This is a genomic window from Stenotrophomonas sp. OVS01A, from assembly GCF_019969775.1.
In the GTDB taxonomy this organism is placed as follows: Bacteria; Pseudomonadota; Gammaproteobacteria; order Xanthomonadales; family Xanthomonadaceae; genus Stenotrophomonas; species Stenotrophomonas indicatrix.
Genome location: NZ_JAHXYV010000001.1, coordinates 667711 through 680655, shown reverse-complemented (window position 1 = coordinate 680655; position 12945 = coordinate 667711). Strand labels below are relative to the sequence as shown.

At 66.8% G+C, this 12945-nt stretch carries 9 protein-coding genes and 3 tRNA genes; 7 read left to right on the top strand and 5 right to left on the bottom strand.

The genetic code is table 11. The features are described 5' to 3' along the window. Nucleotides 1-20: 20 nt before the first annotated feature. Genes LC407_RS03175 through LC407_RS03165 form a run of 3 tightly spaced genes read left to right on the top strand, consistent with a single transcriptional unit; the run spans nucleotide 21 to nucleotide 4650 of the window. Entirely contained in the window at nucleotides 21-1259 is a 1239-nt protein-coding gene (locus LC407_RS03175; protein ID WP_025875401.1) for an efflux RND transporter periplasmic adaptor subunit, read from the top strand. Then, a complete protein-coding gene (locus LC407_RS03170; protein WP_025875403.1) occupies nucleotides 1256-3214 on the top strand; it encodes a MacB family efflux pump subunit in 1959 nt (652 codons plus the stop codon). Before LC407_RS03175 ends, LC407_RS03170 begins: the two co-directional genes overlap by 4 nt. Continuing rightward, a complete protein-coding gene (locus LC407_RS03165) occupies nucleotides 3211-4650 on the top strand; it encodes an efflux transporter outer membrane subunit (protein ID WP_317850702.1) in 1440 nt (479 codons plus the stop codon). The genes LC407_RS03170 and LC407_RS03165 overlap by 4 nt, the downstream gene beginning before the upstream one ends. A 146-nt stretch (nucleotides 4651-4796) precedes the next feature. Here LC407_RS03165 and rlmB read toward each other — a convergent pair whose 3' ends face one another. The 3 genes from rlmB to rnr all read right to left on the bottom strand — a co-directional run bounded on the left by rlmB (nucleotide 4797) and on the right by rnr (nucleotide 8700). After that, nucleotides 4797-5540, bottom strand: coding sequence for a 23S rRNA (guanosine(2251)-2'-O)-methyltransferase RlmB (gene rlmB / locus LC407_RS03160; protein WP_025875407.1), 744 nt, complete (start codon nucleotides 5538-5540; stop codon nucleotides 4797-4799). Between the two features lie 129 nt (nucleotides 5541-5669). Next, nucleotides 5670-6155 (bottom strand): GFA family protein, encoded by a 486-nt coding sequence (locus tag LC407_RS03155; RefSeq protein WP_025875409.1) that lies wholly within the window; start codon nucleotides 6153-6155, stop codon nucleotides 5670-5672. An 85-nt stretch (nucleotides 6156-6240) separates the two neighbouring features. After that, the gene (gene rnr, locus LC407_RS03150) at nucleotides 6241-8700 is read right to left on the bottom strand and encodes a ribonuclease R (protein WP_025875411.1); all 2460 of its coding nucleotides are present in this window, start codon (nucleotides 8698-8700) and stop codon (nucleotides 6241-6243) included. 128 nt (nucleotides 8701-8828) lie between these two features. Here rnr and LC407_RS03145 point away from each other — a divergent pair. Together LC407_RS03145 and LC407_RS03140 are read left to right on the top strand one after the other, a co-directional pair. Further along, nucleotides 8829-8913, top strand: a tRNA-Leu gene (locus tag LC407_RS03145). Nucleotides 8914-9135: 222 nt separating this feature from the next. Next, nucleotides 9136-9222, top strand: a tRNA-Leu gene (locus tag LC407_RS03140). A 60-nt stretch (nucleotides 9223-9282) separates the two neighbouring features. Here the strand turns inward: LC407_RS03140 and LC407_RS03135 are convergent. Beyond that, nucleotides 9283-10029, bottom strand: a complete 747-nt coding sequence (locus LC407_RS03135) for a sulfite exporter TauE/SafE family protein (protein ID WP_025877620.1) — start codon at nucleotides 10027-10029, stop codon at nucleotides 9283-9285. Nucleotides 10030-10125: 96 nt separating this feature from the next. On the opposite strand from LC407_RS03135, the gene LC407_RS03130 reads away from it, so the two are divergent. Next, nucleotides 10126-11037 (top strand): LysR substrate-binding domain-containing protein, encoded by a 912-nt coding sequence (locus LC407_RS03130; protein WP_223482184.1) that lies wholly within the window; start codon nucleotides 10126-10128, stop codon nucleotides 11035-11037. Nucleotides 11038-11087: 50 nt separating this feature from the next. Next, nucleotides 11088-11174: transfer RNA gene (locus LC407_RS03125), tRNA-Leu, on the top strand. A 183-nt stretch (nucleotides 11175-11357) separates the two neighbouring features. Here LC407_RS03125 and emrB read toward each other — a convergent pair. After that, nucleotides 11358-12944 carry a multidrug efflux MFS transporter permease subunit EmrB gene (gene emrB, locus LC407_RS03120; protein WP_025877622.1) on the bottom strand — a complete coding sequence of 529 codons (1587 nt, stop codon included), beginning with the start codon at nucleotides 12942-12944 and terminating at the stop codon, nucleotides 11358-11360. Nucleotide 12945 lies beyond the last annotated feature (1 nt).

The following is a 12945-nucleotide window of genomic DNA, read 5'->3' as shown; positions in this document are numbered from 1 at the left end:
CCCCAGAGTGAAGCCGCCACGTGATCTCCCGCCTGTTGCCCGCGACCCGCAAGGGTCGCCTGATGTTGATCGCCCTGATTGTCCTGATCGCCGCTGTATCCGCCTGGTGGCTGCTGCGCAAGCCTGCCGCACCGGCGCTGGCGACCACCCCGGTCAGCCGCGGCGACATCGAGCAGACGGTGGAAGCCACCGGCGTGATCGACGCCTACAAGCTGGTCAGCGTCGGCGCGCAGGCCTCCGGCCAGATCAAGTCGCTGAAGGTGCAGCTGGGCGATACGGTGAAGGAAGGCGACCTGATCGCCGAGATCGACGCCACCACCCAGCAGAACCAGGTGCTCAACGCGCAGGCCTCGCTGGACCAGGTGACCGCGCAGCGCGCAGTGCAGCAGGCCACCCTGCGCCAGGCCGAACTGGAGTTCGCACGCCAGCAGCAGATGCTGGCTGCCGAAGCCACCTCGCGTCAGGAATACGACGCCGCCGAGGCCCAGCTGAAGACTGCGCGTGCGCAGCTGCAGTCCTACGAGGCGCAGATCAAGGGCCGCGAAACCGAACTGGGCACTGCCCGTGCCAACCTGGCCTATACCCGCATCGTCGCGCCGATGGACGGCACCGTGGTGGCGGTAGTGGCCGAGGAAGGCCGCACGGTGAACGCCAACCAGACCGCGCCGACCATCGTGATGCTGGCACGGCTGGACGTGGTGACCGTCAATGCCGAGGTGTCCGAGGCCGACGTGGTCAAGATCAAGGCCGGCATGCCGGTGTACTTCACCACGCTGGGTGACCCGGACCGCAAGTACCACGCCACGCTGCGGCAGATCAATCCGGCACCGGCGTCGATCGCCAACGAAAGCTCGTCCAGTTCCAGCAGCTCGTCCAGTTCCAGCTCCAGCAGCGCGGTCTACTACAACGCGTTGTTCGACGTCGAAAACCCCGATGGCACCCTGCGCATCGACATGACCGCACAGGTATCGGTGCTGCTCAAGCAGGCCAAGGGCGTGCTGATGGTGCCGGCCGTGGCACTGGGACCGAAGTCGCGCGATGGCGAGCGCATCGTGCGGGTGGTCGACGACAAGGGCCAGCCGCAGCCGCGCAAGATCAAGGTCGGCATCAACAACGGCGCCAACGTCGAGGTCCTGTCCGGGCTGAAGGAAGGCGAGCGCGTGGTGGTCGGCGAAGGCGGCGCTGCGGCAGCCGCTGGCGGCGGCAACCGTGGCGGCATGCAGATGCGGGTCGGCGGCCCGGGCATGGGGCGCCGATGAGCATGACGGCGCCACTGCTGCGCCTGCGCGACCTTCGACGCGAATTCCCGGCCGGTGAAGATGTCATCGCCGTGCTGCGCGACGTCAACCTGGACATCCATGCCGGGGAGATGGTGGCGATCGTCGGCCAATCCGGGTCGGGCAAGTCCACGTTGATGAACATCCTCGGCTGCCTGGACCGCCCGACCCGTGGCAGCTACCAGGTGGCGGGCCGCGAGACCGGGAAAATGGCGCCCGACGAGCTGGCCGAGCTGCGCCGCGAGCACTTCGGTTTCATCTTCCAGCGCTACCACCTGCTGGGTGATCTCGACGCACGCGGCAATGTGGCCGTGCCGGCGGTGTATGCCGGCAGCCCCGGCCCGGTGCGCACCGCCCGTGCCGAGCAGCTGCTGCAACGGCTGGGCCTGGCCGACCGCATGCACCACAAACCCGGGCAGCTGTCCGGTGGCCAGCAGCAGCGCGTGTCGATCGCGCGCGCGTTGATGAACGGTGGCGAGGTGATCCTGGCCGACGAACCGACCGGCGCCCTGGACACGAAATCCGGCGAAGAGGTGATGGCCATCCTCGGCGAACTGCATGCCGAAGGCCACACCATCATCATCGTCACCCACGACATGAGCGTGGCCGAGCACGCACAGCGCATCATCGAGATCCGCGACGGCGAGATCATCGCCGACCGTGCCAATCCGGCCGCGCCCAGCTACCGTGCGCAACGCGAGCCGAGCACCGGCGTGGCCCATGGCAGCAGCTGGCAGGCCGCCCGCGACCGCTTCACCGAAGCGTTCCGGATGGCCCTGCTGGCGATGAACGCCCATCGCCTGCGCACCTTCCTGACCATGCTCGGCATCATCATCGGCATCGCTTCGGTGGTCTCGGTGGTGGCACTGGGCAACGGTTCGCAGCAGCAGATCCTGCAGAACATCAGCGCGCTGGGTACCAACACCATCGACGTCTACCCCGGTCGCGGCTTCGGCGACATGCGTTCGGCGCGGGTGCAGACCCTCAAGGCCAGCGATGCCGATGCCCTGTCACGGCAGAGCTACGTCGACAGCGCCACCCCCAGCGTGTCCAGTTCGGTCACCGCGCGCTACCGCAACCAGTCGGCCACCGCGCAGATCAGCGGCGTCGGCGAGCAGTACTTCCGGGTGAAGGGCGTGAGCCTGCTCAGCGGCAGTTTCTTCGACACCGACGCGGTGAAGGGGCTGGGCCAGGTGGCGGTGATCGATGAGAACACCCGGACCCAGTTCTTCCCCGACAGCGACCCGATCGGCCAGGTGATCCTGCTTGGCAACGTGCCGGTTCGGGTGGTCGGCGTGGCCAAGAAGCAGAGCTTCGGTTTCGGCGGCAGCACCAGCCTGAGCGTGTTCGTGCCCTACACCACGGTGATGTCGCGCATGCTCGGGCAGAGCCACGTTTCCAGCATCACCGTGCGGGTGAACGATGAAACGCCGATGGATGCGGCACAGGAAGCGATCACCCGGCTGCTGACCATGCGCCACGGCACCGAGGACTTCTTCCTCAGCAACAGCGCCGAGATCCGCGACACCATCGAACAGACCACGCGCACGATGACCCTGCTGATCGGCGCCATTGCCGCCATCGCCCTGCTGGTCGGTGGCATCGGCGTGATGAACATCATGCTGGTCTCGGTGACCGAGCGCACCCGCGAGATCGGCGTGCGCATGGCGGTGGGGGCGCGGCAGAGCGACATCCGCCAGCAGTTCCTGATCGAAGCGGTGCTGGTATGCCTGCTCGGCGGATTGCTTGGCATCGGCCTGGCACTGCTGATGGGCGTGTTGATCGGCCGGTTCGCCAGTGATTTCCAGGTGCTGTTCTCCACCGCTTCCATCATTGCCGCCTTCGCCTGCTCGACCCTGATCGGCGTGGCGTTCGGCTTCCTGCCGGCACGCAGTGCCGCCCAGCTCGACCCGGTGGAGGCCCTGGCCCGCGAATGAAGATGATGACCCGACTGCCCTTCCCCGCTCCCTCGCGCCTGCTGCTGTCCGGCGCCGTGCTGCTTGCACTCTCCGCCTGCGCTTCCGTGGGCCGCTATCCGGTCGAAGACCCCAGCGTTGCCGCCACCTATGGTCGTGGCGATGCGACCCTCAACGCACCGGCCGACGACCCGCGCAGCGGCCTGGACACCCCGGCCCGTGACGTCCGCCAGGACAACTGGTGGACCGGCTTCGGCGACGAGCGCCTCGACCGCCTCGTCGCGCAGGCGCTTGCCGCCAACAGCGACCTCGGTGCGGCCGGGCTGGCGGTGCAGCGTGCACGCCTGCAGGCCGGGCTGGCCAGCAACGCGCTGTGGCCGCAGCCTTCGTCGTCCGGCGTGAGCGGCAGCGGCAGCCGCGCCACCGACCAGGCCGACGACTGGCGCCGCAGCTATTCCACCGGCGTGTCGCTGGGGTGGGAGATCGATCTGTGGGGCCGCCTGCGCACCCAGCGCGACATCGCCCGCTGGGAGGCCAACGCCAGCGAAGAAGACCGGCAGAACACCGCCCTGCTGGTGATCGGCGATGTCATCAACCAGTACTGGGCACTGGCCTACCTCAACCAGTCCATCGCCACCGGCCAGGCCAACCTTGAGCGGCTGCAGCGCACGCACGAACTGGTACAGGCGCGCTTCGATGCCGGTGCGGTTTCGCGCCTGGAAGTACGCCAGGCACTGCAGAACCTGCAGTCGCAGCGTTCGGCGCAGAGCGCGCTGGAACAACAGCGGGTGGAGGTGCGCAACGCACTGACCGTGCTGCTGGATGGCACGCCGTGGCCGCAGCAGGACGAACCGCAGAACCTGCTGGAGGCGCAGAGCCCGAGCATTGCCGAAGGCCTGCCCGCCGACCTGCTCGGCCGCCGGCCCGACCTGCGCGCGGCCGAACTGCGGCTGCGCAACAGCCTGAAGACGATCCGGGTGACCGCCACCCAGTACTACCCGGCACTGAGTCTTACCGGCAGCCTGGGTTCCAGCGCCACCTCGCTGGGCGATGTGCTGCGCAATCCGGTGGCGACGCTGGGGGCTGGGCTGTCGCTTCCCTTCCTCAACCTGCAGCGCGCGCAGCTGGATACGGACGTGGCCGGCACCAACTACCAGATCGCCGCCGCCAACTTCCGCAAGACGCTGTACACCGCGCTGTCGGAGGTGGACAACGCCTTGTCCGCACGCGAGCAGCTGCTGCGCCAGGTAACCGCGTCGCAGGCGTCCTACGATGAAGCGGTGGAAGTGGAACGTGCGCAGGAAGTGCGCTATCGCGTGGGCGCCACCGATCTGCGCACCTGGCTGGAAGCACAGCAGACCCGGCGCGACGCGGAACTGTCACTGGCACGGGTGCGGCAGAGCCAGTTGAACAACGACGTGACGCTGTTCAAGGCGCTGGGAGGCAGCGCGGGGTAAGGCATCCGGAGCGCCAACCAAGGTTGGCGACTACCGCCTGCCCGGTAGGTGTCGCCCTTGGTCGACAAGGCGGATCAGAAAAAAGGGTCAGATCCCTTTCCCGTGGGAAAGGGATCTGACCCCGATCGGGTCTCCGCAGCTGTCGATCAACCGCGCTGGCGCACGGCCTCGAACAGGCTGACGCCGGCAGCAACCGAGACGTTCAGGCTCTCGATCTCGCCCGGCATCGGAATCTTGACCAGGCCATCGCAGTTTTCGCGGGTCAGGCGGCGCAGGCCGTCGGCTTCGCCGCCCAGCACCAGTGCGATGTTGCCCTTCAGGTCCAGCTGGTACAGCGACGCAGTCGCCTCACCGGCCAGGCCGTAGATCCACACGCCCTGCTTCTGCAGGTCCTTCAGGCAGCGCGACAGGTTGGTCACCGCCACCACCGGAATAAGGTCGGCAGCACCGGCCGAGGTCTTGCGCACGGTGGCGTTGACCGTGGCCGACTTGTCCTTGGGAATGATCACGGCGGTGGCGCCGGCAGCGGCGGCCGAGCGCAGGCAGGCGCCGAGATTGTGCGGGTCCTGCACCTCGTCCAGCACCAGCAGCAGGGCCTTGCCTTCCGCCGCCGTGACCAGGCCTTCCAGCTCGTTCTCGTTGTAGGTGCGGGCGGCGGCATAGCGTGCGGCCACGCCCTGGTGGCGCACCGAACCGCCCACGCCGTCCAGCGCCTGGCTGTTGACCTTGCGCACGTCGATGCCCTTGCGGCGGGCGTTTTCCTCGATTTCGACCAGGCGCGGGTTCTTCGCACCGGCCTCGACCAGCACTTCGCGGACGTTCTCGGCGTCGTTCTCGATGGAGGAGGCGACGGCGTTGACGCCGACGATCCACTGGCTGTTCTTGCTCATGCGGGCAGGACCGGAAAGGGGGTGGCTATGGTAGAGCATCGGCGGACGCGGCGCTGCGGCGGCTGGCCGGTAGCGCCGGGACATGCCCGGCGACCGTTGTCCGTCGCCCCCGCCGGGCATGGCCCGGCGCTACCCGCGCGTGCGCGGCGGCCAGTGCGGGGTGTCGTGGTCGGGATGCTGGTGGGAAACGACCGTGGCCAGGAATTCCAGCGCGGCCATGTCCTGTTCCGTACGGCGTGCCGGCAGTCGGCCCAGCCCATCGACGAAGGGCAGCTTGCGCTCGACGCCATACTGAAGGGTCGGCGGCAGTCGTTCAGGCTGGTCGAACGCACCGGCGGCCACCGCCACGCCATCGGGGGCTTCATAGGTCAACGGCGTGCCGCAGTCGGCGCAGAAGCCGCGCCGCACTACGTTGGACGACTGGAAATAGCGCGGTTGGCCACGGGTCCAGCTGAACTGCACACCGCGCACCGACACCAGCGGCGCGTAGTAGGCGCCGAAGGCTTTCTGGCACATCCGGCAGTGGCAGATCGAGCTGTCGGTCAGCTCGCCCCGCGCCTGGAAGCGGATCGCGCCGCACTGGCAGCCGCCGCTGTACTCGGGTTGGCCCTGCATTGCTGCTTTCCTCCGAAACGTCGTGCCAACCAACGGTTGGCACCTACCGGGCGAGGTGGGTGCCGACCGTTGGTCGGCACACCGTTCAGTACTTCTTCTTCGCGCGCTTGGCCGGCTTGCCGCGCTCGGGCAGCGGGGCCGGGCCTGCTTCCTCTTCCTCGCCCTTGTGCTCGACCAGGCGGAAGTCGATCTTGCGTTCTTCCATGCTGGCCTTCAGCACCAGGATGCGCACCTGGTCACCCAGCCGGTAACTGCTGCCGCGGCGCTCGCCGGTCAGCGTCTTGCGGGTCGCGTCGAACTTGTAATAGTCCTGCGGCAACTGGGTCACGTGCACCAGGCCCTGCACCTTCGAGTCGGCCAACTCCACGAACAGGCCGAAGCTGGTCACGCCGCTGATCACGCCGTCGAACTGGCCACCGACGTGTTTTTCCATCCACGCCGCGCGGTAACGCTCATCCACTTCACGCTCGGCCTCATCGGCGCGACGCTCACGCTCGGAACACTGCAGTGCCAGTGCTGCCATCTCGCGGGCGGTGTAGGTGAACTTGTCCAGCGGCTTGCCCGACAGCGCATGCTTGATCGCCCGGTGCACCAGCAGATCCGGGTAACGACGGATCGGCGAGGTGAAGTGCGCATACGCTTCCAGCGCCAGGCCGAAGTGGCCGTTGTTGTCGGGGCTGTACACGGCCAGGCTCTGGCTGCGCAGCAGCACCGATTCCAGCAGCGTGGCATCGGGACGGTCGCGGATCTTCTTCAGCAGCTTGGTGTAATCGCCAGGGCGCACCTTCGACCACGGCGGCAGGCTCAGCTTGAACTCCTTGAGGAATTCCAGCAGATCGGCGTACTTGGTCTCCGGCGGCTTCTCATGCACGCGGTAAGGCGCCGGCACATGGCGCGACAGCAGGTACTTGGCCGCCTCCACGTTGGCCGCGATCATGCATTCCTCGATCAGCTTGTGCGCATCGTTGCGCACCAGCATGCCGGCCTGGGTGACTTCACCGCGGTTGTCGAGCACGAAGCGGACTTCGCTGCTTTCAAACTCGATCGCGCCACGCTTGCTGCGCGCCTTCGACAGCACCTTGTACAGCTGGTGCAGGCGCTGCACCTGCGGCAGCAGGTCGCCGATGAAGGCCTTCGCACCGGCATCGTCCTCGCCCACCGCCTGCCACACCTGGGTGTAGGTCAGGCGCGCATGCGAATTCATCACCGCTTCGTAGAAGCGCGAGCCGGTCACCTGGCCCTCGCGGTCGATCTGCATGTCGCAGACGAAGCACATGCGGTCGACCTTCGGCATCAGCGAGCAGATGCCGTTGGACAGCGTTTCGGGCAGCATCGGCACGACGAAGCCCGGGAAGTACACCGAGGTGGCGCGCTTCTGTGCTTCATCGTCCAGCGGCGTGCCCGGACGGACATAGTTGGAGACATCGGCAATGGCCACCACCAGGCGAAAGCCATCGGCGTTCGGTTCGCAGTACACCGCGTCGTCGAAGTCCTTGGCGTCCTCGCCATCGATGGTCACCAGCGGCGTGCTGCGCAGGTCGACGCGGCCGCCGATCATCGCCGGCTCGACCACCAGCGGTACCGAGGCGGCTTCGTCCAGCACCTCCTGCGGGAACTCGAACGGCAGCTCGTGGCCGTGGATCGCGGTTTCCACCACCAGCGAGGCAGTCAGCTTGTCGCCGAGCACGGCGATGATGCGACCGATCGGCGGACGGCGGCTGTCCGGTGCCTGGGTCAGTTCGCAGACGACCAGCTGGCCATCGTTCGCGCCGCCGGTCTGGTCCGGCGGCACCTGCACGTTGCGCTGGATGCGCTTGTCATCGGGCACCACGTAGTTGATGCCCATCTCGACGCTGAAGCGGCCGATCAGGCGCGTCATGCCGCGCTCGAGCACGCGGGCGATGCTGCCTTCGCGACGGCCGCGGTGGTCAATGCCGGTGACACGTGCCAGCACCTTGTCGCCGTGCATCACCTTGCGCATTTCATAGGGCGGCAGGAACAGATCGTCACCGCCCTCGACCGGGCGCAGGAAGCCGAACCCTTCTGGATTGGCGATCACCACGCCGGTGACCAGGTTCAACGTCTGGATGGGCGCGAAGCCGCCGCGGCGGTTCTGCACCAGCTGGCCGTCGCGGACCATGGCGCCGAGCCGGCGCGACAGCGCTTCGGCACGGTCCGGTGCGGTCAGGCCCAGGCGTGCGCCGAGTTCCTCAGCCGTCTGCGGCCCTTCGCAGCGTTCCAGCAGGGCCAGGATGGCCTCGCGGCTGGCAATGGGTTGTTCGTACTTTTCCGCTTCGCGGGAAGCGTAGGGATCATCGATCACCTTGCCCGCCGGTGGCAGCTTGCGACCCGTTGCCGGGCCCGGCGGCTCGGCGTTGCGGCGGCCACGTCCTGGAGGCGGTGCACCGCCTTCGGCCAGTGCGGGGAGCCAGCCCGGCAACGGCTTGCCCGGCTTGTTGTTGCGGGCAGTGCCCTGCTTGGTGCCCTTGTTGGGGGCTTCACTGCGGGACTTGCTCCCGCCCTTGCTTGGTTTTTTGGTAGTCATCGCCCTCCATGGTAGCCGCTGTGGGCGTGCAGAACGGGTCAGCGCCCATCTTTGAACAATCGGGTGAAAAACGTCCACAAAATCGTTGACAGCCTGCGTGTTCATCTTCACAATTGCGCCTCTGGAACGCCCAGATGGCGGAATTGGTAGACGCACTAGTTTCAGGTACTAGCGGGTAAAACCGTGGAGGTTCGAGTCCTCTTCTGGGCACCAACGAAAAACTCCTCGCTTCGGCGGGGATTTTTTTTGCCTGTAATCCGGCTGCCGCACCCATCCGGCAGTGGGGTCGGATCCCTTTCCACGGGAAAGGGCTCTGACCCCAGCGCGAGACCCATGGGGTCAGAGCCCGTTTCGCATGCGAAACAGGATCCGATCCCGGATCCGCAAAGGGTGTTGACACCTCCGTCACGGCACCCCATAATTCTCCTCCTCGACGCCCAGGTGGCGGAATTGGTAGACGCACTAGCTTCAGGTGCTAGCGGGGGCAACTTCGTGGAGGTTCGAGTCCTCTCCTGGGCACCATGTCGAGAATGAAAAACACCCGCGAAAGCGGGTTTTTTCTTGTCTGGCGTCCGGTCGGCATCACCACCACGAACGCAGCATCAGCTCCAGGCCCAGCAGCAGCAGGAAGCCGAGGAAGCAGGCACGGAACACGCGCGCACTGATGCGCTGGCGGATCACCTGCCCCAGCCACATGCCCAGCAGCGCCGGCAGCACCGCCAGCGCGCTCAATCCCAGTTGCTGCACGCCAAACGCACCGTTGAGCACCAGCCCGGTGGTCAGCGAGATCGTCGAGACGGTGAACGCCAGGCCCAGTGCCTGCACCAGCTCCTCGCGCTGCAAGCCCAGCGACTGCAGGTACGGCACCGCCGGCATGACGAACACGCCGGTGGCGCCGGTGACCACGCCGGACACCGCCCCGACCAGCGGCCCCAGCCAGCGCTCGCGCCGCTGCGGTACGCGGAACACCGGCGCCACCAGTGCGTACAGCGCATACACCACCAGCGCCACGCCCAACGCGGCGCGCGAGGCATCACGATCCACCCGTACCAGCAGCGCGGCCGAGCCCAGCGTCACCACCACCACGGCCAGCATCATCGGCCACAGCCGCCGCAGGGTGCGGCCCAGTGATGGCCCGGACAGCAACTGCCAGGCATTGGTGACGAAGGTGGGAATGAACAGCATCGAGGCCGCCGCCACCGGCGACAACGCGCCGCCCAGCAGTCCCATCGCCACCGTCGGCAGGCCCATGCCGGTCACGCCCTTGACCACCCCGGCCAGCACGAACACCACCACCAGCAACCCATAGAAGTATGTCGTCTCGTTCATGCCGCCATTGGAGCCGGCGCCGCAGGCGCGCACAATGCGGTCTTCCTGCCTGCGCCTTCGGACCAGCCGAAGGCAGGGCCGAGCGGAGCAAACGACATGCGTCTGGACATTGCCGATCTGCGCCTGTTCCTGGCGGTGGCCGAAGCCGGCAGCATCACCGCCGGCGCTGCAGAGGCGAATCTGGCACTGGGATCGGCCAGCGAACGCCTGCGCGCCATCGAAACCGACGCTGGCACCGCGCTGCTGACCCGTCACCCGCGCGGCATCAGCCTCACCGAAGCGGGTGCCGCACTGGCCCATCACGCACGCCTGATCCTGCAGCAGCAGGCGCAGCTGCGCGGCGAACTGCAGGCGTTCGCCCACGGTGCGCGCGGCACGCTGCACCTGTACGCCAACACCGCGGCATTGACCAACTACCTGCCCGCGCGGCTGGCCCCATGGCTGGCAGAGCGCCCTCGCCTGCGCGTGGAACTGCACGAACGCACCAGCAATGAAGTCGTGCGCGCGATCCGTGCCGGCCAGGCAGAGGCCGGCATCATCAGTGACGCCGTTCCCGCCGATGGACTGCACCGCCATGTCGTTGCCGAAGACCCGCTGATGATGCTGCTGCCGGCCGGCCACCGCTTCGCCGCGCGGCGCTCTCTCGACTTCAGCGATGTGCTGGGCGAGACCTTCGTTGCCCTGGCCGACGGCAATGCGCTGCAGACCTATATCGAAGAGCTGGCGGCAGAGGCCGGACGCACGCTCGACGTGCGCATCCGCATGAAAACCTTTGAAGGCCTGTGCACGATGGTGGGCCATGGCATCGGCGTGGGCATCGCGCCGCGCACGATCGCGCGGCAGCATCGGCGGGCCACCGGCATCCTCGCCGTTGCACTCGGCAACGCATGGGCACAACGCCGGCTGTGCGCCGCGTTCGCCGACTGGAAATCGCTCTCGCCACCGATGCGCAGCCTGCTGCTGCATCTGGATGTGGACGCGGAAGCCGGTGCAGAAAAAAATGTGTGAAATGGTGTTGACACATATCCAGCCTTCCTGCAAAATTCTCCTCCTGAGTCGCCCAGGTGGCGGAATTGGTAGACGCACTAGCTTCAGGTGCTAGCGGGGGCAACTTCGTGGAGGTTCGAGTCCTCTCCTGGGCACCATGACTCAGACAATGATCAAACCCGCGCAAGCGGGTTTTTTCATGTCCAGCGTTTGCCGGAATCACGCGATTGTGGCGTCCACGCATGGCGTGGATCTACTGGAATTCGCATGCATGCGTGGATGCACTGCAAACAAAAACCCCGCCTTCCGGCGGGGTTTTGTTTTTCAGCAACAGCGATCGATCAGTGCCCGCCACCGGCGGCGGCACCCGCGCCCGCACCGAAGGGCGGCTTGGCCAGCCACAGGAACGAGATGATCGCCAGGAAGATCCAGCCCAGCAGGAAGAAGATGTCGTTGAAGCCCATCTGCGATGCCTGGTGGTTGATCATGTTGTTCAGCACCGCCGCGCCATGTTGCAGGTCGCCCTGCCCCATCGCCGCCACCTGGTCCTGCATGCCCGGCTGATAGGCCGAAATGTGTTCGGTCAGGTCCGCGTGATGCACCTGCGTGCGACGTGCCCACAGCCAGGTGGTCAGCGACGCCGCGAAGCTGCCGCCCAGCGTACGCAGGAAGGTGGCCAGGCCCGAGCCGGCCGCGATCTCACGACCATCCAGGTCCGACAGCAGGATCTGCAGCACCGGCATGAAGAACAGTGCCACGCCGATGCCCATGATCAGCTGCACGCCGGCCACATGATGGAAGTCCACCTGCAGGTTGAAACCCGAGCGCAGGAAGCTGGTCATCGACAGCACCACGAACGCGATGGTGGCCAGCATGCGCATGTCGAAACGCGATGCGTACTTGCCCACGAACGGGGTCATGATCACCGGCAGTACACCGATCGGTGCCGTCGCCAGGCCGGCCCAGATCGCGGTGTAACCCATGTCGCGCTGCAGCCACTGCGGAATCAGCAGGGCCACGCTGAAGAACGCCGCGTAGGCCACCACCATCGCCAGCGTACCGGCACGGAAGTTGCGGTGCCGGAACAGCTTCAGGTCGACGATCGGGTCCTTGTCGGTCAGCTCCCAGATCAGGAACACGGTCAGCGCCACCACGGCAACGCAGGCCAGTACCACGATCTTCATCGACGAGAACCAGTCTTCGTCGTTGCCCAGGTCGAGTACCAGCTGCAATGCGCCCACGCCGATCACCAGGGTGACCAGGCCGACGTAGTCCATCTTCGGCTTCTCGACGTGCTCGGGGCGCCCCTTCAACTGGTTGCCCACCACCAGCGCAGCGAAGATGCCCAGCGGCACGTTGATCAGGAAGATCCATTCCCAGCTGTAGTTGTCGGTGATCCAGCCACCGAGGATCGGCCCGCAGATCGGCGCCACCACGGTGATCATCGCCAGCAGCGCCAGCGCCTGCCCGCGTTTCTCCCGTGGATAGATCGAGACCAGCAGCGACTGGGTGATCGGGTACATCGGGCCGGCGACGAAGCCCTGCAGCGCACGCGACAGCACCAGCATGCCCATGCTCTGGGCCAAGCCGCACAGCAGCGAGGTGATCACGAAGGCCAGCGTGGCCCACACGAACAGCTTGCGCTCGCCGAAGCGACGGCTGAGCCAACCGGTCAGCGGCAGCGCGATCGCGGTGCTGACCGCGAACGAGGTGATGACCCACGTCGCCTGCTGCGAACTGGCGCCAAGATTACCGGCGATGGTCGGCAGCGAGACGTTGGCGATGGTGGTGTCGAGCACCTGCATGAACGAGGCCATCGCCAGGCCCACGGTGCACAGGGCCACACTGGGTGGCAGGAATCCAGCGGCCGCACCCGGCGCCGCCGGTGCGCCCGGAGAGCCGGGCGCAGCTGGAGCTTGTGCGGACATG